The 25,212-nt window shown below is 63.6% G+C and carries 24 protein-coding genes; 12 read left to right on the top strand and 12 right to left on the bottom strand.

All coding sequences use genetic code 11. The annotated features are described in order from the left end of the window. Window positions 1-17: 17 nt before the first annotated feature. Together IWX77_RS09675 and serB are read left to right on the top strand one after the other, a co-directional pair. On the top strand, window positions 18-1,262 hold the full coding sequence (locus IWX77_RS09675; RefSeq protein WP_196844308.1) for a glucose-1-phosphate adenylyltransferase: 1,245 nt from the start codon (window positions 18-20) through the stop codon (window positions 1,260-1,262). Next, window positions 1,259-1,912, top strand: a complete 654-nt coding sequence (gene serB, locus IWX77_RS09670) for a phosphoserine phosphatase SerB (RefSeq protein WP_196844307.1) — start codon at window positions 1,259-1,261, stop codon at window positions 1,910-1,912. The genes IWX77_RS09675 and serB overlap by 4 nt, the downstream gene beginning before the upstream one ends. Window positions 1,913-1,943: 31 nt before the next feature. Here serB and IWX77_RS09665 read toward each other — a convergent pair whose 3' ends face one another. Then, window positions 1,944-2,654: a beta-ketoacyl-ACP reductase gene (locus IWX77_RS09665; protein ID WP_196844306.1), complete on the bottom strand. Its 711-nt coding sequence runs from the start codon at window positions 2,652-2,654 to the stop codon at window positions 1,944-1,946. Between the two features lie 252 nt (window positions 2,655-2,906). Between IWX77_RS09665 and IWX77_RS09660 the strand changes: the two genes are divergently transcribed. Continuing rightward, window positions 2,907-3,185 carry a DUF3099 domain-containing protein gene (locus IWX77_RS09660; RefSeq protein ID WP_196844374.1) on the top strand — a complete coding sequence of 93 codons (279 nt, stop codon included), beginning with the start codon at window positions 2,907-2,909 and terminating at the stop codon, window positions 3,183-3,185. 268 nt (window positions 3,186-3,453) lie between these two features. Next, a complete protein-coding gene (locus IWX77_RS09655) occupies window positions 3,454-4,302 on the top strand; it encodes an SURF1 family cytochrome oxidase biogenesis protein (protein ID WP_196844305.1) in 849 nt (282 codons plus the stop codon). Window positions 4,303-4,341: 39 nt separating this feature from the next. Here IWX77_RS09655 and IWX77_RS09650 read toward each other — a convergent pair whose 3' ends face one another. The 8 genes from IWX77_RS09650 to sufB form a co-directional block, all read right to left on the bottom strand. Beyond that, complete coding sequence (locus IWX77_RS09650) at window positions 4,342-5,604, bottom strand: glycosyltransferase (RefSeq protein WP_297413162.1); 1,263 nt, start codon at window positions 5,602-5,604, stop codon at window positions 4,342-4,344. A 55-nt stretch (window positions 5,605-5,659) separates the two neighbouring features. After that, the gene (locus tag IWX77_RS09645; protein WP_196844304.1) at window positions 5,660-7,258 is read right to left on the bottom strand and encodes an ABC-F family ATP-binding cassette domain-containing protein; all 1,599 of its coding nucleotides are present in this window, start codon (window positions 7,256-7,258) and stop codon (window positions 5,660-5,662) included. Window positions 7,259-7,375: 117 nt separating this feature from the next. Further along, window positions 7,376-8,005: a TetR/AcrR family transcriptional regulator gene (locus tag IWX77_RS09640; protein WP_196844303.1), complete on the bottom strand. Its 630-nt coding sequence runs from the start codon at window positions 8,003-8,005 to the stop codon at window positions 7,376-7,378. A 304-nt stretch (window positions 8,006-8,309) separates the two neighbouring features. Next, window positions 8,310-8,639: a metal-sulfur cluster assembly factor gene (locus IWX77_RS09635; protein ID WP_092107875.1), complete on the bottom strand. Its 330-nt coding sequence runs from the start codon at window positions 8,637-8,639 to the stop codon at window positions 8,310-8,312. Between the two features lie 4 nt (window positions 8,640-8,643). Then, window positions 8,644-9,408 (bottom strand): Fe-S cluster assembly ATPase SufC, encoded by a 765-nt coding sequence (gene sufC / locus IWX77_RS09630; protein ID WP_196844302.1) that lies wholly within the window; start codon window positions 9,406-9,408, stop codon window positions 8,644-8,646. A gap of 41 nt (window positions 9,409-9,449) precedes the next feature. Beyond that, window positions 9,450-9,776 carry a non-heme iron oxygenase ferredoxin subunit gene (locus IWX77_RS09625; RefSeq protein ID WP_196844301.1) on the bottom strand — a complete coding sequence of 109 codons (327 nt, stop codon included), beginning with the start codon at window positions 9,774-9,776 and terminating at the stop codon, window positions 9,450-9,452. A gap of 2 nt (window positions 9,777-9,778) precedes the next feature. Further along, window positions 9,779-11,026: a Fe-S cluster assembly protein SufD gene (gene sufD / locus IWX77_RS09620; RefSeq protein ID WP_196844300.1), complete on the bottom strand. Its 1,248-nt coding sequence runs from the start codon at window positions 11,024-11,026 to the stop codon at window positions 9,779-9,781. Continuing rightward, window positions 11,027-12,445, bottom strand: coding sequence for a Fe-S cluster assembly protein SufB (gene sufB / locus IWX77_RS09615; protein WP_196844299.1), 1,419 nt, complete (start codon window positions 12,443-12,445; stop codon window positions 11,027-11,029). It abuts the gene before it with no gap. A 333-nt stretch (window positions 12,446-12,778) separates the two neighbouring features. Between sufB and IWX77_RS09610 the strand changes: the two genes are divergently transcribed. Beyond that, the gene (locus IWX77_RS09610; protein WP_297413159.1) at window positions 12,779-13,723 is read left to right on the top strand and encodes a COX15/CtaA family protein; all 945 of its coding nucleotides are present in this window, start codon (window positions 12,779-12,781) and stop codon (window positions 13,721-13,723) included. 40 nt (window positions 13,724-13,763) lie between these two features. Here the strand turns inward: IWX77_RS09610 and IWX77_RS09605 are convergent, their stop codons facing one another. Then, window positions 13,764-14,141, bottom strand: a complete 378-nt coding sequence (locus IWX77_RS09605; protein ID WP_196844297.1) for a hypothetical protein — start codon at window positions 14,139-14,141, stop codon at window positions 13,764-13,766. A gap of 3 nt (window positions 14,142-14,144) precedes the next feature. After that, a complete protein-coding gene (locus IWX77_RS09600; protein WP_196844296.1) occupies window positions 14,145-14,684 on the bottom strand; it encodes an NAD-dependent epimerase/dehydratase family protein in 540 nt (179 codons plus the stop codon). Between the two features lie 190 nt (window positions 14,685-14,874). Between IWX77_RS09600 and IWX77_RS09595 the strand changes: the two genes are divergently transcribed. After that, window positions 14,875-15,462, top strand: coding sequence for a hypothetical protein (locus tag IWX77_RS09595; protein WP_196844295.1), 588 nt, complete (start codon window positions 14,875-14,877; stop codon window positions 15,460-15,462). A 41-nt stretch (window positions 15,463-15,503) separates the two neighbouring features. On the opposite strand, the gene IWX77_RS09590 is transcribed toward IWX77_RS09595, so the two are convergent. Next, window positions 15,504-16,424: a heme o synthase gene (locus IWX77_RS09590; RefSeq protein WP_196844372.1), complete on the bottom strand. Its 921-nt coding sequence runs from the start codon at window positions 16,422-16,424 to the stop codon at window positions 15,504-15,506. 331 nt (window positions 16,425-16,755) lie between these two features. Between IWX77_RS09590 and tkt the strand changes: the two genes are divergently transcribed. The 6 genes from tkt (at window position 16,756) to pgl (ending at window position 25,145) form a co-directional block, all read left to right on the top strand. Next, a complete protein-coding gene (tkt, locus tag IWX77_RS09585) occupies window positions 16,756-18,849 on the top strand; it encodes a transketolase (RefSeq protein ID WP_196844294.1) in 2,094 nt (697 codons plus the stop codon). Window positions 18,850-18,967: 118 nt separating this feature from the next. Further along, window positions 18,968-20,095: a transaldolase gene (tal, locus tag IWX77_RS09580; protein WP_196844293.1), complete on the top strand. Its 1,128-nt coding sequence runs from the start codon at window positions 18,968-18,970 to the stop codon at window positions 20,093-20,095. After that, window positions 20,095-21,696: a glucose-6-phosphate isomerase gene (locus tag IWX77_RS09575; RefSeq protein WP_196844292.1), complete on the top strand. Its 1,602-nt coding sequence runs from the start codon at window positions 20,095-20,097 to the stop codon at window positions 21,694-21,696. The genes tal and IWX77_RS09575 overlap by 1 nt, the downstream gene beginning before the upstream one ends. Window positions 21,697-21,832: 136 nt before the next feature. Continuing rightward, complete coding sequence (gene zwf, locus IWX77_RS09570) at window positions 21,833-23,374, top strand: glucose-6-phosphate dehydrogenase (protein ID WP_196844291.1); 1,542 nt, start codon at window positions 21,833-21,835, stop codon at window positions 23,372-23,374. Next, complete coding sequence (locus IWX77_RS09565; RefSeq protein WP_196844290.1) at window positions 23,371-24,339, top strand: glucose-6-phosphate dehydrogenase assembly protein OpcA; 969 nt, start codon at window positions 23,371-23,373, stop codon at window positions 24,337-24,339. The genes zwf and IWX77_RS09565 overlap by 4 nt, the downstream gene beginning before the upstream one ends. Continuing rightward, complete coding sequence (gene pgl, locus IWX77_RS09560; RefSeq protein ID WP_196844289.1) at window positions 24,336-25,145, top strand: 6-phosphogluconolactonase; 810 nt, start codon at window positions 24,336-24,338, stop codon at window positions 25,143-25,145. The genes IWX77_RS09565 and pgl overlap by 4 nt, the downstream gene beginning before the upstream one ends. Window positions 25,146-25,212 lie beyond the last annotated feature (67 nt).

Here is a 25,212-nt window from a genome sequence, read left to right as displayed (position 1 = left end):
GGCCTTACTCTGTACCTATGAAGGCCAAGAAAATCTTTGGAATCGTTCTCGCTGGTGGTGAGGGAAAACGGCTCATGCCGCTGACCGAGGACCGGGCCAAGCCCGCCGTCCCCTTTGGCGGGCATTACCGCCTGGTGGATTTCGCCCTGTCCAACCTCATCAATTCCGGCGTCACGCAGATCGTGGTGTTGACCCAGTACAAGTCACACAGCCTCGACCGCCACGTCTCCCAGACCTGGCATGTCTCCGGCGGCTTGTTCAACTCGTACATCGCCTCGGTGCCCGCTCAGCAGCGCCTCGGCAAACGTTGGTTCAGCGGCTCGGCCGACGCGATCCTGCAAAGCCTGAACCTCATTCACGACGAAAAACCCGACATTGTTGTCGTCGTCGGAGCAGACCACGTCTATCGCATGGACTTCAGCCAGATGATCGATGCGCACATCGCGTCGGGCCTGTCGGCCACGGTCGCGGCCATTCGCCAGCCCATCGGATTGGCTGATCAGTTCGGCGTCATCGAAGTGGATGCTGCCGCCCCGGATCGGATCTCCGATTTTCGGGAAAAGCCCAAAGACGCCGTCGGTCTCGCCGACGCGCCTCACGAGGTGTTCGCCTCGATGGGCAACTACGTCTTCAACACCGACGCCCTGATCGAGGCGGTGCTCCGCGATGGTGAGCGCACCGACTCGAGCCACGACATGGGCGGCGACATCATTCCCGACTTCGTCTCGCGCGGCGACGCGGCCGTGTACGATTTGCAACGCAACGAGTTGCCAGGGTCCACCGATCGCGACCGCTACTACTGGCGCGATGTGGGAACGATTGATTCTTTCTTCGAGGCACACCAGGACCTCATTTCGGCGCTTCCAGTGTTCAACCTGTACAACCAGGAGTGGCCGATCTTCAGCATGCAACTGAACTCGCCACCGGCGAAATTCGTACGCGACGGCCATGGCGCCCTCGGCACCATGATCGACTCGATCGTCTCGCTGGGCTGCGTCATTTCGGGCGCTCACATCGAGCGCAGCGTTCTCGGACCGTGGACCTCGATCGGTTCAGCCTGCGAGGTCGTCGACTCCATCGTGTTCGACCGGGTGCAGATTCGGCCGGGTGCCATCGTGCGCCGGGCCATTCTCGACAAGGAAGTGATCGTCGAGGCCGGCGCCACGGTCGGCGTCGATCGGGATCGCGACCTGGCGCGCGGCTTCAGCGTGACCGAATCCGGAATTACCGTCGTCGGTAAGGGCGTGCTCGTCACTCCGTGAACCTCGCTACCGCACCGCGCTTCCTGGTCGTCCTTGATGCCGACTCCACCCTGATTCGAGACGAAGTGATCGAGCTGCTGGCGGATGCCGCCGGCTCGCGTGAACTGGTCGCCGACCTGACCGAACGTGCCATGCGTGGCGAATTCGATTTCGCACAGAGCCTGCGCGAGCGGGTACTGACCCTGGCGGGACTGCCAGAGAGCGTCTTCACGGAGGTGGGGCGGCGTATCCGCCCGACCGAGGGGGTGCACGAACTTATCGCCGGCATTCACGCCGGCGGGGGCGTCGTCGGCGTGGTGTCTGGCGGTTTTCACGAGCTGCTCGACCCGCTCGCGGCCGACCTCGGTGTGGACCATTTACGGGCCAACCGACTCGAAGTCGAAGCGGGCCGTCTCACTGGGCGAGTGCTCGGACCGATCATCGACGCCGAGGCTAAAGCGGTCGCTCTCTGCGAATGGGCCGCAGTCGACCACATCGCCCTGTCACAGACCGTGGCGGTCGGGGACGGCGCCAACGATCTGCTGATGATGAACGCCGCCGGACTCGCCGTCGCGTTCAACGCCAAACCGCGAGTACAGCGCGAAGCCGACCTCATCATCGACCACTGCAACCTCAGCCAGGTCCTGCCGCTGCTTGGCCTGCGCGGCTGAGACCTGGCCCTCGCCGGTTTGCTCCAGTTGCCTAGTGGCCCATACCGAGGCCGCCGTCGACCGGGATGACCGCACCGGAGATGTACGCGGCGTCATCGCTCGCGAGCCAGGTGACGACGCGAGCAACTTCTAGTGGAGTGGCGAATCGCCCGACCGGGATATTGCGCTTGTAGTCAGCCTGCTGCGCTTGGGGCAAGGCTGCGGTCATGTCGGTTTCGATGAAACCGGGGGCGACAACATTCGCGGTGATGCCGCGGGCACCGAGCTCGCGGGTGACCGATCGGGCCAATCCGATCAGACCGCTCTTCGACGCCGAATAATTCACCTGCCCGGCGGAGCCGTAGAGGCCCACAACGCTTGAGATGAGCACGATCCGCCCGAAACGAGCCTTGAGCATGCCCTTGCTGGCACGCTTGACCACACGGAAAGCACCGCTCAGGTTGGTGTCGATCACCGCGGTGAAGTCATCCTCGGACATGCGCAAGAGCAGGGTATCGCGGGTGATTCCGGCGTTGGCCACGACGATTTCAACCGGACCGTAGGTCACCTCAATTTCCGTGAAGGCGGCATCGATGGATGCCGCGTCGGTCACGTCGGCGCGCACGGTGAGACTTCCGGAGGGCCCGTGCCCGGACCGCGAGGTTACGGCGACGCGGTGTCCCTGGGCGAGGAATTCCTCCGCAATGGCAAAACCGATGCCGCGGTTACCACCGGTGACGAGCACTGTTCGAGCCGTAGTCATGAAATTCCTGTTCTGTGCATACTGGGGGGGGGATGGAGGGATGGAGGGATGGAGGGATGGAGGAATGCGGGGATGCGGGGCTCGGTTCAACGAAATACCCGGCAGATTCAAGTTTAAGGCGTGCAACAATCAGGCCGTGCAGTCGTAGGCTTGAAGGCGGGGAATTTTGCCCACCGACGACCCGATGTCAAACTCGATGTCAAACCCGATGACAAAGCCGATATCAAACCCGATGACGAACTCTATGGACCTATGAAGCAGCAGTCGATCACCTCGCTCCCCGCCTCCCCCGAGGTCGAACGACGCAAGCGGATGATCAAATACTCGATTGCTATGGGCATCCGTGTCGTCTGCATTGTGCTCATGTTGTTCGTGCAGGGCTGGTGGCTGGTGCTGTGCGCCATAGGTGCGATCGCCCTGCCCTACTTCGCCGTCGTTGTCGCCAACGTGAAAATAGCGCCGCGCGGAGGCGAAGTCCGGCGGCCCGGTAGCGTGGAGATCTATCGCAATGCCGACGATGAGGTGAAGTGAGTGTTTGCGCGTCTGCTGCGACGAGTCCGATGATCGGACTGGGCGCACCCCTGGAGTCGTCCACTTGTTCGCGAGCGGACTGTCGGAATCCGGGAAGCTGGCGGTTGGACTGGCGTAACCCACGCATTCATTCGACCGACCGCGTTAAAACCTGGCTGGCCTGCGACGCACACGTCGAGTACCTGCGCGAGTTCCTGGCCGCCCGCGATTTTCCTCTCACAGTGAGCCCGCTTGATGCCAGCGCACCGGACCCCGCCGGAGATGGGCAATGACGGGCTGGAAATTCGCTTTCAGCCGTCGCTGGGCGGGTTATCTGGCGCTCACCATTCTCTTCGCGGCGGTATGTTCCGGGCTCGGTGTCTGGCAATTGGCCCGGCGCGACGAGGCCCTCACTGAGCTGTTCAAGATCGATTCCAATTTCGATTCGACGCCGGTTCCCGTCGCCGAGGCACTGCCCGGTCTGACCGCCTTCGCCGAATCCCAGAAGTGGATGCCGGTAGAACTGACCGGCACCTACCTCATCGACGATGAGATGCTCGCGCGCAACCGCCCGCTCAACGTCAATCCGGGCTTCGAGGTGCTGACCCCGCTGCTGCTTTCCGACGGCACGATCTTCATCGTCGACCGCGGCTGGCTGCCCACCGGGCAGAAACAGGATGCTCCGGACACGGTGCCCTCGCCACCGAGAGGAACGGTCACCGTGGTCGCCCGGCTCAAAGCCACTGAACCCGACCTGCCCGGCCGAACTGCCAGTGGTAATCAGGTCGCCACGATCAACCTCACCACCATTGCCGAGCGGCTCGACCATCCCACGTACACCGGGGCCTACGGTCTGATGGACACCGAGAGCCCCGCCGCGGCCGACGAGCGCCCGGCTGCCGTGCTGAAACCGGTGCGCGATGAGGGCCCCCACCTGTCGTACGCCTTCCAATGGTTCGTATTCGGACTGCTCGCCTTCATCGGCCTCGGCTGGGCCTTGCGGGAAGAATATCGTAGCGTGAATGCTGAAGACCCCGAGGAGCGCGAACGAGCCGACGAGCGTTCCCGCAAACGAGCCGCGAAGCCGCGCAATGATGCGGAGATTGAAGACGAGCTGCTCGACCGCCAACTGCACTAGTTCAGAGGGCGGCCGATCACGGTCGCTCAAACTCAGGAGTCAGGCGACGGCGCGGTGGTGCTGGCAGCTGCCGGCCAAGCCGTGGTCGGGTGTTCCCGGGGCGAGCAGCTCGCGGTAGACCTTGAGCAGGGACGTGGCCGACCGCGTCCAGTCGAGTTGAACCGCGTGCTCCCGAGCGGCCACCGACAGCCGCCGGGCGCGCTGCGGATCGGTGAGAAGGCGAGCGATCGCGTCGCCCCAGACCCGCGGATCGCGCGACTCGAGCACCAGGCCGGTTGCCCCGTCGACGACGGCTTCTCGCAGGCCCCCCGATGCCGCAGCGATGACCGGCACGCCGCTCGCCGCGCCTTCGAGCGCGACGAGACCATAAGTTTCCGAGTGGGACGGCACCAGCACGAGACGGGCACCGCGAAACAGGCTGGCTAGATCGACCCGGGACCGGGGGCCGACCAATCGAAGCTCGTCGGTGAGCCCGACCCGCTCGGCGAGTGCCCGCAACTCGTCGACGTAGCCGTCGTAGTCGGCCGAGGCCGCTCCGGCGATCACGAGTGCCGGTCGAATGCCCGCCGGGATAGCGGCGATCGCCGCAATCGCCAGGTCGAGGCCTTTCAGGGGCTGCAGACGGGCTGCGACGAGGACATAACCGCCGCTTCCGGCCGGTATCACCCGATCGGCATGCCCGGCCGGAGAGAACATTCCGCTGTCCACACCGGGCAGCACGACGGCCGTGCGCTGCGCAGCACCGCCCAATCGCCCCGTGATCGTCGCAGACTCGGCCGCACTGATCGCGACAACAGAATCCGATTCACGCGCCAACCAGGCCTCGCCGAGCATCCGTCCCGGTGATTCGGCCCGTTCACCGGCTGACAGCGGCGTCGTGTTGTCGGCGGCGATGCTGTGGAAGCTTTGCACGTGCGGAATGCCCCACCGTCGAGCGACCGGCAGGGCGGCCATGCCGGAAAACCAGTGATGCGAGTGGATGATGTCATACGGCGGGAGGGCGGCCAGCCGCGCGGAAAACTTCTCGATCCAATGTTCGTGCTGACCCTTGGGCAGGGTGACTGCCGGACCGGCATCAAGGAATTGCAGGGTCACGGCGGGTGCGAGCTGCATCGAGGCCGGCTGATCCGCCGCTGAGCGGCGGGTCAGAATGCTCACATCGTGGCCGAGGGCTGCGAGAGCTTCCGCCTGATGGCGGACAACGACGTTCATGCCGCCAGCGTCACCGGCACCCGGGTCCGCACCCGGCGAGGTGTGCAGGCAGACCAGCGCGATGCGCAGTGACTTCTCCAGCGGCAGCACGCACGCCTCCTTTGTCTTGGACGATCCGGCGCGACTACGCCAAATCAGAGAATCGTTAGGACAGCTCGATCAGGTCGAGGTAGTCCTTGTTCCAGTGGTCCTCGGTACCCTCGGGCATGATCAAGACGCGCTCCGGATTGAGAGCCTGAACGGCGCCTTCATCGTGGCTGACGAGCACGACGGCTCCGGCATAGTGCGCCAGAGCATCGAGGATCTCCTCGCGGCTGGCCGGGTCGAGGTTGTTAGTGGGCTCGTCAAGCAGCAGCACGTTGGCGCCCGAAACCACGATCATGGCCAGCGCGAGACGGGTCTTCTCGCCACCGGACAGCACGCCGGCCGGCTTGTTGGAGTCGTCACCGGTGAACAGGAACGAGCCGAGTACCCGGCGGGCTTCCATCTCGGTGATACTCGGAGACGAGGAGACCATGTTCTCGAGCACGCTGCGTTTGACGTCGATTGTCTCGTGTTCCTGCGCGTAATAACCGATGCGCAGGCCGTGGCCGGGTTCGATCGAGCCGGTGTCGGATTCGTCGACGCCCGCAAGCATCCGCAGGAGGGTGGTCTTTCCGGCACCGTTGAGCCCGAGAATAACGACCTTTGACCCGCGGTCGATCGCGAGGTCGACGGCGGTGAAGATCTCCAGGGAACCGTAGCTCTTCGACAGGTCCTTGGCCATGAGCGGAGTTCGGCCACACGGTGCGGGCTCGGGGAACCGCAACTTGGCGACGCGTTCCACGGCACGCACGGCGTCGAGCCCGGAGAGAAGCTTCTCGGCACGGGCCACCATCTGGTGGGCTGCGGCGGCCTTGCTGGCCTTGGCGCCGAACTTCGCGGCCTGCAGCTGCAGGGTTGAGGCCTTCTTCTCGGCGTTGGAGCGTTCCTTCTTGCGACGGTCAGCATCCGCTGTGCGCTGGAGCAGGTAGTTCTTCCAGTTCATGTTGTAGATATCGATCATCATGCGGTTCGCGTCGAGGTAGAACACCCGGTTGACCGTTTCGCCGACGAGTTCGATGTCGTGGCTGATGATGATGACACCGCCCTTATAATTCTTAACGAACTCGCGCAGCCAGGCCACCGAATCGGCGTCGAGGTGGTTGGTGGGCTCGTCAAGAATCATCATCTCAGCAGCCGAGAACAGGATGCGAGCGAGCTCGATGCGACGACGTTGACCACCCGAGAGAGTGCTGAGCGCCTGGTCGAGAATATGGTCGGGCAGTTTCAAATTGCTGGCGATCGACGCGGCTTCAGCTTCGGCGGAATAACCGCCGAGGCCGTTGAACTCGTCGGTCAGGCGGCCGTACTTTTTCATGGCCACGGCGCTGATCGTGGGATCGGGGTCGCCCATGGCCAGGCTGGACTCGTGCATGCCGAGGGCGATGGTGCCGAGGCCACGCGCATCGAGGATGCGGGTGCGGGCGAGCATGGTCGGGTCGCCGGCACGCGGGTCCTGGGGCAGGTAGCCGATCTCACCCGAGTGGCTGATCGAACCCTTGGTCGGGTTCGTCTCCCCGGCGAGCGTCTTCGTCAGTGTCGTCTTGCCTGCACCGTTACGGCCGACGAGGCCGATCTTGTCACCGCTCGCGACGCGGAAGTTGACGCCCTCCATGAGCACGCGGGCTCCAACGCGGATTTCGAGATCTTGCACGTTGAGCACAGCAATAGTCCATTCGAAGTGTTTGTACGGGTGTGAAGTGTGGGTGGGCCAGAGCGGCCCAACTCACTAGTATATTTGCCTTCAGGCTGTGCTCGGCACACGGGTACCCGCTCTGGTCTAGAGCAGTGCAGCCATAAGTGACTTTTCCAACCAGTTGAAGTACGCCTCCGTGGACCAGCCGAGTGACAGAACCAGCGTTCTGAAGGTATGCGGATGAGCCAGCGCCCACATGGTCGCCGCTGCCTCGTGATCGCTGACTCCCCCGCGCAGTCCGCGCTTCTCCCGCAGCGCAACCGCCACCTCGCCAAAGCCGTGCAACCGGGCCGCATCACGCTTCTTCTCGAACTCGCCCACGTCGGGATCGACCACGGCCGCTTCGCTGACAATGCGCAAAATGCCCGAGGTGCGCTCATTCACGAGCGCGCTTGCGCGGGCAAGAATGCGAATGACCTCGGTCGCCGTGTGGGCCTCGGCAATGCGTTCGCGAGTAGCTCCGGACAGCAAGGCCGGGGCATCCGGTTCCTCAGCAACCCGGTCGAGCACCGCCGCGAGCAGCTCGGCTTTCGAGCCCACCGAGTTGTAGATCGTTTGCACGACGACGCCGGCCTCCCCCGCAATCGCCGCGACCGACGTGCGCACATAGCCGCGCTCGAGCATGAGCCGGCCGGCCGCCATGACGATCTCAGCACGCGTTTCCGCTGCCTGGGCTGCCCGCCGCCGAATCGCTCCGTTTTCCCCTGTATCCACACAACTAGCATACCGTTCCACTCGCTAGAGCGGCTTGCTAGCTGTCGCGGGTCGCGACTGTGTCTTGCCGTTGTGTCTTGCCGTTGGGTCATGCCGTTGGGTCATGCCGTTGGGTCATGCCGTTGGGTCATGCCGTTGGGTCATGCCGTTGGGTCATGCCGTTGGGTCATGCTGTGGGACGACACGCCGTGACCCACCCGAATGGCACCGGAGCACACCGCCGCGACCCAGCCAAAAACAGATTGTTCACAGACCGAAAGGCCCCGGCTGCGGGCGCGAACGGGGCCTTCGGGAAATACAGGAGCTACATTGCGAAGCCGAGGGCCCGCATCATGTCGCGGCCGTCGTCGGTGATCTTCTCGGGACCCCACGGCGGCATCCAGACCCAGTTGATGCGGAACTGGTCGACGACGCCATCGAGCGCCTCAGCCGTCTGCTCTTCGAGCACATCGGTCAGCGGGCAGCCGGCCGAGGTGAGGGTCATGTGAATGATGAGCGCGTTGTTCTCGTCATCCCAGCCGAGGTCGTAGATGAGGCCGAGGTCAACGACATTGATGCCGAGTTCCGGGTCCATGACGTCTTTGAGGGCTTCTTCGATTTCGTCGAAGCGAGCCGGACTGAGTGTTGAAGCCATTGGACTAGCCTACGACCGACGGGACAAGGAAGCGATCGTAGCCTTCATCCTCAAGGCGGTCGGCGAGCTCTGGGCCGCCCTGTTCGGCGATCCTGCCGTTGACGAAGACGTGCACGAAGTCGGGGTGGATGTAGCGCAGGATGCGCGTGTAATGCGTGATCAGGAGCAGTCCAAGGCCGGTATTGGCCTTGGCGCGATTGACGCCCTCGGAAACGATCTTGAGCGCGTCGACGTCGAGGCCGGAGTCGGTCTCGTCGAGTACGGCGAACTTGGGCCTCAGCAGTTCGAGCTGGAGAATCTCGTTGCGCTTCTTCTCGCCACCGGAGAAGCCCTCGTTGACGTTACGTTCGGCGAAGGTCTTATCCATGCGGAGGTTGGTCATCGCCTGGCGCACATCCTTGATCCAGGTGCGGATCGGCGGGGCTTCACCCTCGATGGCCGTCTTGGCCGTGCGGAGAAAGTTGGTGACCGTCACTCCGGGAATCTCGACCGGGTACTGCATGGCCAGGAACAGGCCCGCGCGGGCGCGGGCATCCACCGTCATGGTAAGCACTTCGGCACCGTCGAGCAGGACGGACCCGCTCTCAACGTGATACTTGGGGTGGCCGGCGATCGTGTAGGCGAGGGTGGACTTGCCTGAGCCGTTCGGGCCCATGATGGCATGGATTTCGCCCTCGTTGATGGTGAGGTTGACGCCGCGCAGAATCTGCTTGGTGCCCTGGTCGGTCTCGACGCTGACGTGCAGGTCTTTGATTTCAAGAACAGACATGAATGTCTTATCCCTTTCTAAAATGGCTGGTGAGGCGGTCGTTAAACCGCGACGGTGACGGAAGGATCGACGAAGACGAAACCATCGATGAGCTCAACGTTGTAAACCGGGACCGGGTCGTAGGCCGGTAGGGACAGCGGCTTGCCGCTGGTGAGGGAGAACATCGAGCCGTGGGCCCAGCACTCGAGAGTCTGTCCCTCCACGAATCCCTCGGACAGGGAGATATCGCCGTGCGTGCAGGTGTCGCCGATGGCGAAGACGTCGCCAGCGGCGTCACGCACGAGGGCGATGGCGACGCCATCAATTTCGACCTTGACGGCTTGGTTAACTTCGAGCTCATCGAGAGCGCAGATCTTCGTTGCGGCCATGCTTACTTGACGTCCGTTCCAGTGAGTTCGGCTTCGATTGCGAGTTGCAACCGAGCTTCAAGTTCGGGGGAACCAATCTGCTGCACGACCTCGGTGAGGAATCCGCGCACGACGAGGCGCCGCGCTTCTTCTTCGGTGATGCCGCGAGCCTGAAGGTAGAACAGCTGCTCGTCGTCGAAGCGTCCGGTGGCACTGGCGTGACCGGCCCCAACGATGTCGCCGGTTTCAATCTCCAGGTTGGGGATGGAATCGGCGCGGGTGCCCTCACTGAGCACAAGATTGCGGTTCTGTTCGTAGCTGTCGGTACCGGCCGCCGTGTTGCCGATCAGCACGTCGCCGATCCAGACCGTTCGGGCGTCCTGACCCTGCAACGCACCCTTGTAGTTGACCCGGCTGCGGCTCTTCGGGGCGTCGTGGAAGACGTACACCTGCTGTTCCAGGTGCTGGCCGGCATCCGCGAAGTAGAGGCCGAGGAGCAGCGTGTCGGAGCCGGGACCGGCCAGCCGCACCGAGGGGTTGACCCGCACGATGCTGCCGCCGAGGGAAACGACGACGTGCTTGAGGCGGGCGTCACGACCGATGGATGCGAAATGGTTGGCGAGGTGCACCGCGGAGTCGTTCCATTCCTGCAGAGAAACGACCGTGAGATTCGCGGATTCACCGAGGATGATCTCGACGTTTTCGCTCAACCGCGCGTCGCCCGTGTTGTGCAGGATGACCGTGGCCTGGCTGAACGGCTTGGCCTCAATGACCGTGTGGGCGCCGCGCGCGGAGTTGCCGAGAGTCGATCGCGTGACCGTGATCTCCTTGGCTTCTTCGCCGCTCACCGTGATGGCGAGGGCTTCGTCGAACACACCCCAGGCGTTCGCGGCTGCGCGTTCTTCCGGCAGACCGGCGGTGCCGATGCGGGCATCCGTTCTGGGCACCCACTCGACGGAAATATCCGATGCCGGGGTGGACTCGATCGGGTAGCGAGATCCGTCGAGTTCGCCGCCGGTGAGGTCGGTGAATTTCGCGACGGGCGAGTGCTTCCACACGGCCTCGCGGCCGGTGACAGCCTCGAAGTCGGCGACGCTGACGCTCTTGAAGCGGTCCGAGCGGGTTTGCACCGGCACGTAGCCGAAACGTCCGTCGGAGTGTTCCTTGATTCCGTGCTGGCCGGTCGGGAGAGCGGACGAGCCGGCAGCGGGTGCGGGTGATGCGGGCACAGTTTTTGACGCGCTCTGTGAGAGCGCTGAAGCGGCGGACATTTAGCCGACGGATCCTTCCATGCCCATTTCAATGAGCTTGTTGAGTTCGAGGGCGTACTCCATTGGGAGCTCCCGAGCGATCGGTTCGATGAAGCCGCGAACGATCATGGCCATCGCCTCGTCTTCGGGCATACCGCGGCTCATCAGGTAGAACAGCTGCTCTTCGCTGACGCGGGAGACGGTGGCTTCGTGCCCGAGCTGCACGTCGTCAACACGGATGTCGATGGACGGGTAGGTGTCGGAGCGTGACTGGGTGTCGACCAGGAGGGCATCGCAACGCACGGTGTTGGCGGAATGGTGCGCGGAGGCATCCACCCGAACCTCACCACGGTACCCGCTGCGTCCGCCACCGCGAGCGATGGACTTGGAAACGATCGACGACTGGGTGTAGGGAGCCATGTGGATCATCTTGGCGCCGGCGTCCTGGTGCTGGCCGGGTCCTGCGAAGGCCACCGAGAGTGTCTCACCCTTGGCGTGCTCGCCCATGAGATAGATGGACGGATACTTCATGGTGACCTTGGAACCGATGTTGCCATCGATCCACTCCATGGTGGCGCCTTCGCCGGCCGTGGCCCGCTTAGTGACGAGGTTGTAGACGTTGTTCGACCAGTTCTGGATGGTTGTGTAGCGAACACGGGCGTTCTTCTTCACGACGATCTCGACGACGGCGGAGTGCAGCGAGTCAGACTTGTAGATCGGGGCGGTGCAGCCCTCGATGTAGTGCACGTAGCTGCCCTCGTCGGCGATGATGAGCGTGCGCTCAAACTGGCCCATGTTCTCCGTGTTGATGCGGAAGTAGGCCTGCAACGGAATCTCCACGTGCACGCCGGGCGGCACGTAGACGAATGATCCGCCCGACCAGACCGCCGTGTTCAGCGCGGCGAACTTGTTGTCACCGGAGGGGATGATCGTGCCGAAGTACTCCTCGAAAAACTCCGGGTGCTCCCGGAGAGCCGTGTCGGTGTCCATGAAGATGACGCCCTGCGCTTCGAGTTCTTCGTTGATCTGGTGGTAGACCACTTCGGACTCGTACTGGGCGGCGACACCGGAGACGAGGCGCTGGCGCTCAGCTTCGGGGATGCCGAGCTTCTCGTAGGTCTTCTTGATGTCGTCGGGCAGGTCTTCCCAGGTCTGTGCCTGCTTCTCCGTGGAGCGCACAAAGTACTTGATGTTGTCGAAGTCGATCTCGGAGAGGTCGGCGCCCCAGGTGGGCATGGGCTTGCGTTCGAACAGCTGCAGGGCCTTGAGGCGCCGCTGCAGCATCCAGTCAGGCTCGGATTTCAGGTTCGAGATGTCCGTGACGACCTCGGCGGAAATACCACGGCGAGCGGATGCGCCGGCCTTGTCTGAATCGGCCCACCCGAATTCGTAGGTGCCAATCCCCTCAAGGTCGGGACGGTCTAGCAGGACATCCGACATAATTACCTCTTCTCCACCCAGCACAACCCGGATATTAGTCCGGTCATTCCCGGGCGATCTCGGTGGAGACCACGAGGAACGGGTTGTGTGGACAGCTACGTTGCGTACTTAGAATATTCATGGAGCAAAAATCTGAACCGGCCAGAGCCTGTTGAGGCACTGTTCAGTTTCGATAAAATCGTGCAATCACCTTGACCGCGCGAATGATCTCCATGGAAGTTTCAATTCTACAGGTTGATCAGCAGGATACGCGTGCTTGCCGGTCGATTCACATTTGAACAGGGCACGATCAGAAGACACGCGATCATGAGAAAGACAGTGGGAGCAGAACCCGTGAATCCGATATACCAATGGCTACCGAGCGCTATCGACGTACGCATCCGCGTGGTTGCCTGGCTGTCCCTCGTGACGGAGATTGTGATTGTCGGAACGGGCGGCGCTGTTCGCCTCACCGGTTCGGGACTCGGCTGCCCCACTTGGCCGACCTGTGTTGCCGGCTCGTTGGTGCCAACGCCGGAGATGGGTGTGCACGGTGTCATTGAGTTTGCCAACCGCCTGATGACCGGACTGATCGGCATCATTGCAATCGCGGCAGTCGTTCTGCTCGTGCGTTTGCGCAAGCAACGCAAGGACCTCTTCATACTTGCCGTGATCCTCGCCGCCGGTGTTCTCGCCCAAGCGGTCGTCGGCGGCATCACCGTGTTGACCGGCCTCAACCCGTTCATCGTCGGCTTTCACTTCACTGTGTCGCTCATCATGGTCTGTATTGCCACGGTGCTCGTGCACCGGGTCTATATCGCTCCGGGGCCGCGCGCCCTCGTCGTTCCGGTCGGCTTCGCCGGCCTGGCCCATGTCACGAGCTTCGCCGTCGCGCTGACCGTGATTATGGGCGTGCTGACCACAGCCTCCGGACCGCATTCGGGTGATGTTGCCGCGGGTCGAACGGGCTTCAATTCTGAGTTGCTCGCGCACCTGCATGCCTGGCCGGGCTACGCGACGCTGATTTTGACAATCGTGCTGCTGGTGGCATCCGTTCGCGGCAGACTGCCCGTGCGTTCGTTCGTCGTCACGCTGTTGGTGATTGAGCTCGTGCAGATTGTGGTCGGACTGCTGCAGGCAAACCTGGGTCTACCGCCGGTGCTCGTCGGCCTGCACATGGTGCTCGCCTGTGTGCTCGCCGCAACGATGGCCGCCGTCGTGCTGAATCTCAAGGCCCCGGCCGGTGTTACCGCCCACGCCACGGAATTTGCGCTGGCACATGAGGCCAGCGGCCGGTAGTTCGTCATCCGTGGCGGATTGTCGGCCGGGATCCGGGCCGTCATTTCCTGCTGCGGTAGCTCTCAGCCGTGGCGAGGAGGGCCTCGTTCCAGGGTGAGGCGGCGACGCCGAGTACGCTCTCGGTTTCGGTCGAGTCGATGACGTACGGCACCATGAACTGGTAGCTCGAAGCCCACACTTCGTGCATCATCGGATTGGCCACACCGAACGCGTGCAACAGCCATTGCGGATACCCGGAGACCTTTCCCCGGGTTCCAAAGTGCAAGTTGAGCTGCGCGGCGATGTCCGTGCGGCTGACGGTGGCGCTGGGAACATGCCAGATTCGGCCCCAGTCGCCGGTATGGTCTGCGGCGGCGATGAGCGTAGTCACGATGTCGGGTAGGTAGCTCCAGCTGTGTTCGAGCTGTGCTTTGCCCACGACTTAGGCGGTCTTGGACCGGAGGACCGCCGTGAAAAATGATTCGCCGAGGTGTGCGGCGCCCGTGGCTCCCGGCCCGAAGTAGTCGCTGGCCCGCACCTCGACGGCACGGATGGTGCCGGCGTCCTGTGCGGCGCGCATCTTTGCCCATCCGGCCTGACGAATCAGTCCCTTGGCTTCGGTGGTCGTCTCGGGCGAGTGTTCGGTCATGGCGACGATCGGCGACCCATACGGGTACAGGTTGCCCATCACGACGATGCGGGAGCCCGTTGCGGAGGCGGCGGCAATCGCCGCATCGAAGATCGGCGGCCATTGGGCAGCCCAGTCGGTGTACGGCGGATTCGTGCACAGAAAGATCGTTGACATGCCACCGGCTGCTCGCGAAAATGCGGCCGGATCACTCGCATCGAGAACCAGGGCGGCGGCGCCGAAAGCAGCGGAGCCGGAGCGGGTCGCGATGGTCACCGAGTCGCCTCGCGCCGCGAGGCGCTCGGCGAGCGGATGCCCAATCAGGCCCGCTCCAACAACGAGATGCGTTTTCATGGCTTCCATTCGATTCGATCGGGTGCAGTCGAGTCTGCCAGAAGGACAGCTCGGGGACATCCCTCGCCCTGTCAGGTATCGCGGCCCAACTCAAGTGGCAACAGAATGTGTGGCGCCGCTGGAGTGAACAACGCCCATGAATTGCTGCGTGGCTCTCCCCCGACGGTGGCCGCCGGTGTACTCTCCAGACATGCATCTCGCTCCGGGAGCCAAATGGAAGCCGCCAGACGACGCGGCGCGCCTTGCCCTGTTCGGTCCGCCCGTGTTCGGTTTCGTGCCGCAATCACGTATTCAGGAACGCGGCTGGAGCTGGTACGGCAATCACGGCCGCACGCTGGAAGCACAGGCGCACTACTGGCTTGCCGACCCCGCGGGTAATTTCTGGTTCGAAGATTCGCCAGCCGGTCCGGTCGGGATCGCCGAACTGCGCGGATTCGTGTTCACCGATGTGCCGGGCTCCACCAATCGCGGCGGCGACCCGATTCGGGACGCACTCAACCAGCACCTGCAGTACATCGTAATGAACCATGCCAAGAACCCCTACGACTTCGGGTCGGAATTGTGGGCCGAGCGGCATACTCAACAGCAGTCGGAGATCGAAGTCGCGCTGGCACACCGGTCGAACCTGATCGTCGACGACACGGCGCTGCCCGCCATCACCGTCACGGCCTCCGACTTCACGGGCACAGCGATGGCTCTGGCCGGACGCGTGGTGACGGTCGTGATTCATATGGCCGACGTCGCCAAGATCGACACCCGACTCACCCGCCGGGTCTAGCTGCTGCGCCGGGTCTGGATGCAATCCCGCAGAAGGTGGCCCTAGAACGGAAGCAGTGGATCGACTCCGACGGCCACGAAGAGCAATGTCAGGTAGGCGATCGAGCCATGGAAAACGCGCATCGGTGAGACATGCTCGCGCCGGATCGCGAGGCTATACAGGCGGTGTGTTTCGAAGATGAACCAGCCGCCGGTGACAAGAGCGGTGAAGCTGTACAACAAACCCATGTCGGCGATCGGGATCAGCAGTAACGAGCAGGCAACGGTGGCCCACGCGTAGAGGATGACCTGCAGGCCAACCTGAGCCCGACCACGCACGACAGCGAGCATCGGAACGCCGGCGGCCTGATAGTCGCTGCGGTACTTCATCGATAGCGGCCAGTAGTGCGGCGGCGTCCACAAGAAAATGATCATGAACAGAATGATTGGTGGCCAGGACAGGTCCCCGGTCACGGCGGCCCAACCGATGAGCACGGGCATACAGCCGGCCACCCCACCCCAGACGATGTTCTGGGGGGTGCGACGCTTGAGAATGATGGTGTAGAACACGACGTAGAGCAAAATTGCGCCGAACGACAGCGCAGCGGAGAGCCAGTTGGTCAGTAATCCCAGCCAGAGAATGGATGCTGCGCCCAATGCCCACGCAAAAATCAACGCTTCTCGGTCACTGAGCTCTCCGGTGACCAACGGGCGATTCTTCGTGCGCTTCATGAGCCGGTCGATATCGCGATCGAGGTAACAGTTGAACGCACCGGCGGAACCCGCACTGAGCGACCCGCCAACGAGCGTGGCGAGGATCAGTCCCAGGCTGGGAATCCCCCGTTCGGCGAGAAGCATTGTGGGTGCGGTGACAACCAGGAGTAATTCGACAACTCGCGGTTTTGTCAGGGACACGTACGCTTTCAGGGTGCGCTTTCGTGTGCGCGGTCCGCTTTGGACCGGGTTCTTCAGGGCGACGTCCATTGTTCCTCTAACGCTAGGCAAGTCTTCTCATTCTAGGTCACGCCCTCACGGGCACTCCACCGGGACCGAATGCTGATTGCATCTTCATGTAACGTCATACGATCCGTGGGCCTCGACACGGTTTCCGTATACTTGAAGAGTCCCCCCACATTCTCTGCCATTCGGCGAGCCACCTCGTGGTGAACCGCTACCGATCAGCTGAGGGTGCCACCTCGTGGTGGTTGGCGGGTATCGAAGAACCAGCAGGTTTCGAACTCTATTCGTGTGACGACAAACACAGGACGGGTTGACAACAACTCGCCATCTTCGCTTTATAGAAGGGTCAATAAACGTGGCAGCATTGCAGTGGGATTCCATCGACGACAAAGCGGTCGACACCGCACGCATCCTGGCGGCTGACGCCGTCGAGAAGGTTGGGAATGGGCATCCCGGTACCGCGATGAGCCTCGCTCCCGCTGCGTATCTGCTGTTCCAGAAGGTCATGCGCCGCGACCCCGTCGACAACGAGTGGATCGGTCGCGACCGCTTCATTCTGTCTGCCGGCCACAGTTCACTGACGCAGTACGTGCAGTTGTACCTCGGCGGCTACGGCCTCGAGCTCGAGGATCTCAAGGCCCTGCGCACCTGGGGATCCAAGACCCCCGGCCACCCGGAATACGGGCACACCGACGGCGTCGAGATCACCACCGGCCCGCTCGGCCAGGGGTTCGCCTCCGCTGTCGGGTTCGCCTACGCGTCTCGCTTCGAGCGTGGCCTGCTCGACCCGGATGCCGCCGCCGGCGCGAGCCCGTTCGACCACTTCGTGTACGTCATCGCCAGCGATGGCGACCTGCAGGAAGGCATCACGAGCGAGGCCTCCTCTCTCGCCGGTCACCAGCAGCTCGGCAACCTCATTGCGATCTACGACAGCAACCAGATCTCGATCGAGGACGACACCAACATCGCCTTCACCGAGGATGTCGCTGCTCGCTATGCCGCCTACCACTGGCACGTGCAGACGGTGGACTGGAAGAAGACCGGTTCCTACGTGGAAGACGTCGCCGAGCTACACAAGGCCATTGAGGCCGCCCAGAACGAAACCGGCAAGCCCAGCCTGATCATTCTCAAGACGATCATCGGCTGGCCGAGCCCGAAGAAGCAGAACACCGGCAAGATCCACGGCTCCGCCCTCGGTGCCGAGGAACTCGCTGGCGTCAAGACTGTCCTGGGCTTTGACCCGGAGAAGACCTTCGACGTGGCTCTGGAGGTCATCACCCACACCCGGCAGGCCCTCGAACGTGGTGCGGCCCAGCACGCAGCGTGGACCGTGCAGTTCGACGCGTGGGCCGCGGCCAACCCAGAGCGCAAGATTCTGCTCGACCGGGTACTCTCCGGCAACCTGCCCGACGGCGTCGACGAGGCCCTTCCGGTCTTCGCCGGCGGCACCGCGGTCTCGACCCGTGCGGCGTCCGGAAAGGTACTCACCGCCCTCGGCGGTGTGATCCCCGAGCTGTGGGGCGGCTCGGCCGACCTCGCCGAATCCAACAACACCACCATCAATGGTGCCGCCTCGTTCATTCCGAGCGAGCACTCAACCGGTGAATGGGCCGGGAACTCTTACGGCCGCGTGCTGCACTTCGGCATTCGCGAGCACGCCATGGCGGCCATTCTCAACGGCATCGTGCTGCACGGTAACACCCGCCCATTCGGCGGGACCTTTCTGATCTTCAGCGATTACATGCGTCCCGCGGTGCGTCTGGCCGCGCTCATGAAGGCTCCGTCCATCTTCGTCTGGACCCACGACTCCGTCGCACTCGGCGAGGACGGCCCCACCCACCAGCCGATCGAACAGCTCGCGACCCTGCGAGCCATTCCGGGTCTCGACGTTGTGCGTCCCGGCGACGCCAACGAAACCGCCTGGGCCTGGAAAACCATCCTGGAACGCCGAAGCGGCCCCGCCGGGATCGCCCTGACCCGTCAGAACATTCCGGTGTATGAGCGGGGCGAGGGCGCAGCATCCGCTGAAATCTTCGCCTCGGCCAAAAATGTGGCACGTGGCGCCTACGTGCTGGCCGAAGCGGCCGGCGGAACCCCCGACGTCATACTGATCGGCACCGGTTCCGAGGTGCAGATCGCTGTTGAAGCCCGCGCCCAGCTCGCCCTCGAGGGCATCAATGCCCGCGTGGTGAGTGCCCCGTGCTTGGAATGGTTCGAAGAGCAGAGCAGCGCCTACCGCAAATCGGTGTTGCCCGCCGCGATCACTGCCCGGGTGTCGGTCGAGGCCGGCCTCGCGCTGACCTGGCGAGGCTACGTCGGCGATGCCGGCCGCAGCATCTCGATCGAGCACTTTGGGGCATCCGCTGATTACCAGACGCTGTTTCGCGAATTCGGCATCACCACCGAAGCCGTTGTCGCCGCCGCCAAGGAATCCATCAGCGCAGCCTGACCCGCAACCATGGGCCCGGTTCGGTATTAGTCTGCACGATGCTTCCGTACCTCCCCCCTTTTTCACCTCATTGCTACAGCCAGCTGCCTGACGGCAGCACGATCAGGAGATTTCAACTATGACAAACCCCACCCCCCTCGCCCAGCTGTCCGCAGCCGGCGTCAGTATCTGGCTCGACGACCTTTCCCGTGATCGCATCAATTCCGGCGGACTGCAGGACCTGATCGAGAACAGCAACGTCGTGGGCGTGACCACCAACCCGACGATCTTCGCCGGCGCCCTGGCCAAGGGCGAGGCGTATACCGAGCAGGTCGCGACACTGGCCGCCGCCGGCACGAACGTGACCGACGCCGTCTTCGCCATCACCACCGACGACGTCGCCGCCGCTTGCGACATCTTCCGCCCGGTCTACGACTCGACCAATGGCCAGGACGGCCGCGTCTCGATCGAGGTCGAGCCGAGCCTCGCCCGCGACGCTGCCGGCACGGTCGCGGAGGCCCAGCAGCTCTGGAAGAAGGTCAGTCGTCCCAACGCGATGATCAAGATTCCCGCGACGGTCGAAGGCCTGGAGGCCATCACGGCAACCATCGCCCTCGGAATCAGCGTCAACGTCACCCTGATCTTCAGCCTGGAGCGTCACCGCCAGGTCATCAACGCCTACCTGGCCGGACTCGAGCAGGCCAAGGTTGCCGGCATCGACCTCTCCACGATTCACTCGGTTGCCTCATTCTTCGTCTCGCGCGTCGACTCCGAAATCAACGCCCGCCTCGAAGCGATCGGTACGCCCGAAGCCCTCGCCCTCAAGAGCAAGGCCGGCGTCGCCAACGCACAGCTCGCCTACCAGGTCTACGAGCAGGCGTTCAGCAGTGAGCGTGCACTCGGCCTGATCAAGGCCGGCGCCACCAAACAGCGCCCGCTCTGGGCCTCGACCGGTGTCAAGGACGCCAGCCTGCCCGACACCCTCTACATAACCGAGCTGGTCGCCCCCGAGGTCGTCAACACAATGCCCGAAAAGACCATGCAGGCCGCCGCCGACCACGGCGTCATCCCGGCCGACTCGGTGACCCGTTCGTACGCCGCGGCCAACGCCGTGCTCGACGCGCTGGCCGCCCAGGGCGTCTCGTATGACGATGTCACTCGCCTGCTCGAAGAAGAGGGCCTATCGAAGTTTGCGGTGTCCTGGAACGAACTGCTCGACACGGTGCAGGCGGCCCTCACCGCTGCCTCGACCACGTCGGCCGTGTGATGAGCTTTCGCATCTCGGTGAGTGGCGCCGCGGCCGATGCCGTACGCGCCACGGTACCCACCCTGGTCACAGATCTCGTCGCCTCCGGCATCACGGCCCTCGACCCCGCCCTGTGGGGGCCGGAGGCCGAAGCCGAAGCCGCACTGCGCCTCGGCTTTACCGAATCCGTCGCCGTGTCACGCCCGCTCGTAGCCGAAATCGCGAGCCTGCGGGCTAGCCTGCAGGCTCGCGGTGTCACCCAGATCGCTCTCGCCGGCATGGGTGGGTCGTCACTGGCCCCCGAGGTCATCACCCGCACCGCCGGCATGAATCTGACCGTGCTCGACGCGACCGCCCCCGGCCAGGTGCTCTCGGCACTGAACGACAACCTGGCCGGAACGGCCCTCGTCGTCTCCTCCAAGAGCGGTTCAACCGTCGAAACCGACAGCCAACGCCGCGTGTTCGAACGCGCCTTCCAGACCATCGGCATCGACCCGGCCGAACGCATCATCGTCGTGACCGACCCCGGGTCGCCGCTCGAGACATTCGCTCGAGAAGCCGGCTACCGCGTCTTCAACGCCGACCCGACCGTGGGCGGACGCTACTCCGCATTGACAGCTTTCGGTCTCGTGCCGTCGGGACTGGCCGGCGTTGATATCGGTGCGCTGCTCGACGAGGCTGAGTCTATTTCGCTGGCTCTGGCCGCGGACTCGCCCGAGAACCCGGGACTCGTGCTCGGCGCGGCGATCGCCGCCACCAGCCCGCGCCGTGACAAGCTCGCCATCATCTCGGACGGTACCCACATTGTGGGGCTCGCCGACTGGGTCGAACAACTCATCGCCGAATCCACAGGCAAGCGTGGCACCGGTATTTTGCCGGTCGTGCTTGAGCTTGACGCTCCCGAACTGACCGAGACGCTTCCAGACCTGCAGCTCGTGCGGGTCGTCGCTGACGCCGGCACCAACCTGTTTAACGAAACGGGCGACGAGATTCGCGTCAGCGGAACTCTCGGCGCACAATTCTTGGTCTGGGAATACGCAACCGTCGTTGCCGGGCGTCTGCTCGGGATCAACCCGTTCGACCAGCCCGACGTGGAGTCCGCCAAGATCGCCACCCGAGGTCTTCTCGACGCGCGCCCCGCGGCAGAACCGGCCGCATTCATCGCGGACGGCATCGAAGTGCGTGGCACCCCGCACATCATCGGTGCGGCAAGCGACCTCGCTTCGGCGATCGACGCGTTGCTCGAAGAGCTCGGCCCCGACGGTTATGTTGCCGTTCAGGCCTACGTCGACCGCCTCGCCCTTCCGGAACTGGCCGACATTCGCAACAAGCTCGCCTTACTGTCCAAGCGTCCGGTCACATTTGGTTGGGGCCCACGCTTTCTGCACTCCACCGGGCAGTTCCACAAGGGTGGGCCGGCAACCGCCGTGTACCTGCAAATTCTGGCCACGCCGGCGGAGGACCTCGACATTCCCGAGCGCCCCTTTACCTTTGGCGAACTGATCCAGGCGCAGGCCAGTGGCGACGCAGGCGTACTCGCCGAGCACGGGCGCCCCGTGTTGACCCTGACCCTGACCCAGCCGAAGCAGAACATCTCCACCCTGTTTCAGGCCTTGGCCTAGCCGGGGGTTGGTTCCTCCCGGGCGCTGCCCGCGAGGAATCAACCAGCTGAACGCACTATTCTTTTCGCAGCATCCCCGCCCGTTATACCCCTGATTCATCCCCAATATTTCTGCACTGTCCCGTCAAAGGAGCTGCATGTCCCCGGTGGAAATTACTCCGGAGTTTAACCCGCTCAGATCCCCCTCCGACTATCGCCTGAATCGAATTGCCGGGCCCTCCAGCCTCGTAATCTTCGGCGTCACGGGTGACCTCGCGCGCAAGAAACTCATGCCCGCGGTCTATGACCTCGCTAACCGTGGGCTGTTACCTCCCGGTTTCGCTCTCGTCGGCTTCGCCCGCCGAGACTGGGACAACGAAGACTTCATGCAGGTTGTGCATGACGCCGTCAAGGAGCACGCCCGTACCGAGTTCCACGAAGATGTCTGGGCACAGCTGTCCGAGGGCATACGTTTTGTTTCGGGCACTTTTGACGACGACGAGGCATTTACCCGCCTCACCCAGACTGTGGACGACCTCGATCGTGAACGGGGAACTATGGGCAACCATGCGTTCTATCTGGCCATTCCGCCCAAGGCCTTCCCCCAGGTCACCGAGCAGCTGCGCCGCTCCGGTCTGGCGGAGCAAAAGAACGGCCAGTGGCGACGCGTCGTTATTGAAAAGCCGTTCGGCAGCGACCTCAAGACGGCACGGCAGCTCAATGATGTCGTCGAGTCGGTCTTTCCGCCCGACTCCGTTTTTCGGATCGACCACTACCTCGGCAAGGAGACGGTGCAAAACATTCTGGCGTTGCGCTTCGCCAACGAAATGTTCGAACCACTCTGGAACGCCAACCACGTCGAACACGTGCAGATCACCATGGCCGAGGACATCGGTGTGGGTGGCCGCGCCGGATACTACGACGGTATCGGCGCAGCGCGCGACGTGATTCAGAACCATCTGCTGCAGCTACTCGCGCTGACAGCGATGGAAGAGCCCATCTCTTTCGACGCTGCCGACCTGCGCGCCGAGAAGGAAAAGGTGCTCGCCTCGGTGCGGCTACCCGCCGATCTCGGCCTCGGCACCGCGCGCGGACAGTACGCCGGCGGGTGGCAGGGCGGCGAAAAAGTGGCCGGGTTTCTTGAGGAAGACGGCATGAACCCGGAGTCGGTCACCGAGACCTACGCCGCCATGCGCCTGACAATCGACACGCGCCGCTGGGCTGGAGTGCCGTTCTACCTGCGCGCCGGCAAACGACTCGGTCGCCGCGTCACCGAAATCGCCGTGGTCTTCAAACGCGCCCCGCAATACCTCTTTGCCCCCGGCCAGACGGCTGAACTGGGCCACAACGCCCTGGTTATTCGCGTTCAGCCCGACGAAGGCGTCACGATCCGGTTTGGTTCAAAGGTGCCCGGAGTGGTTATGCAGGTGCGCGATGTGACCATGGATTTCGGTTATGGCCATGCCTTCACGGAGGCGAGCCCGGAAGCGTACGAGCGATTGATTCTCGATGTGCTCCTCGGCGACCCGCCGCTGTTTCCCCGTCACGAAGAGGTCGAACTGTCCTGGAAGATTCTCGACCCGATCGAAGAGTACTGGGCTACCCAGGGCCAGCCGGAGCAGTACCGCCCCGGAACGTGGGGCCCCACATCCGCTGATGACCTACTGGCCCGCGATGGCCGTACCTGGAGGCGACCATGATCGTCGATCTGCCCAACACCACCACCGCGAAGATCTCGAAAGCGCTTGTGCGCATTCGGGAAGAGGGCGGCGCTGTCGCTCTCGGCCGCGTGCTAACCCTGATCATTGCCGCAACCCTCGGACACGAGGAAGAGGCCATTGCGGCCGCCAATGAGGCCTCCCGTGAGCATCCGATGCGCGTCATCGTCGTCTCAACCCAGGAGACCGTCGCGTCCGCGAAGACACCACAAGCACGGGTCGATGCGGAAATTCGGGTGGGCGGCGACGCCGGAGCCAGTGAGGTCATCGTCTTGCGCGTGTGCGGCGACGCCGCAAAAGACCCGGAGAGTTTGGTCACCGGTCTGCTGCTGTCGGACGCTCCCGTGGTCGCCTGGTGGCCCGGAACGGCCCCGGCCGTTCCCAGCGATTCTCCCCTGGGGCGCATCGCCTATCGCCGAATAACGGATGCTTCGGCGCAGCCGGATCCGCAGGCTGCGCTACACCACCTGTGCGAAAGCTACCGTCCCGGCGACACCGACTTCGCCTGGACCCGACTGACCCCCTGGCGCGCTCAGCTGGCCGCCGTGCTGGACCAGCCGCCCTACGAACCGATCACGAGAATTGAGGTCACCGGCGCTGCCGCCTCACCGTCGACCACCCTGCTGGCCGCATGGCTGCAAATGCAGCTTCAGGTGCCCGTCGACTGCGAGCTAACCACAGACCCCCTCGCCATTGGCGTGCACGGGGTTCACCTCACCCGCGCGTCGGGAACGATCTCGCTCGAACGCGAGGTGCCCGACATCGCCACGCTCAACCAGCCGGGACAGCCAATGCAGGACCTGACGCTCAAGCGTCGCAGCCTGCGCGACTGCTTGGCCGACGAACTGCGCCGACTCGACCCCGACGAGCTGTATGGTGAGGTCATCACCCGCGGCCTGCCGCAACTCGAGGACGTGGTGACCCAAGGGACCGGAGCGCGACCGTGACACATGATCGACGCGTGCTGGTGCATCGGAGCAGGCAAGCGCTGGCCGGGTCGGTCGCTGCCCGCTTCTTGACAAACATGGTGGACGTATTGCAGGAGCGGCACGAAGCGAATGTAGTGCTGACCGGTGGTTCCGTGGGCATCGCCGTGCTGGCAGCCATTAACGAGTCAGCGGCCCGCGACACCATTGAGTGGTCCCGGGTGAATTTTTGGTGGGGAGACGAACGTTGGGTTCCTCGCGCCGATCCCATGCGCAACGAGTGGCAGGCACGCGAAGCTCTGCTGGATCACATCGACGTTCCACCAGCAAACATCCATTCGTTCGGTGCTTCCGATGACGCGACTGCGACCAGCGACGACGCGACTGCGACCAGCGACGGCGACCCGCTGGACGCTGCGGCCGCACGGTATTCGGCTGAATTGCTTGCCCACGCCCCGGAGGGTGCTCGATACCCCCGTTTCGACGTGACGTTTCTCGGAGTCGGACCCGACGGGCATATCGCGTCGCTGTTCCCGCACCGATCGGGCATTCGCGAGCGTGAGGCCAGTGTGATCACCGTGCGGGACTCCCCCAAGCCACCCGCTGTTCGTTTGTCGCTCACGCGGCCCGTGCTCAACTCCTCGGACCGGGTCTGGCTGGTTCTGGCCGGGTCAGACAAGGCATCAGCCCTCGGACTCGCGCTGGCCGGCGCGAGCCGCGACGAAGTTCCCGCGGCGGGAATCAAGGGACGCTATCGCACGATGTTCTTCGTCGACAGCGATGCCGCGGCCCAGGTTCCCGAAAACCTCATCGCACCGGCCTATTAGGCCCGTCAATCGCTGCCGAAAGCGCGGAGTGTAACGCTATGACATCGGCTCTCGAATGCTCGAGAGC

The organism is Cryobacterium sp. CAN_C2, from assembly GCF_015751745.1.
In the GTDB taxonomy this organism is placed as follows: Bacteria; Actinomycetota; Actinomycetes; order Actinomycetales; family Microbacteriaceae; genus Cryobacterium.
The sequence above is the reverse complement of the archived record's forward strand: the minus strand, read 5'-3'. Positions and strand labels throughout refer to the sequence as shown.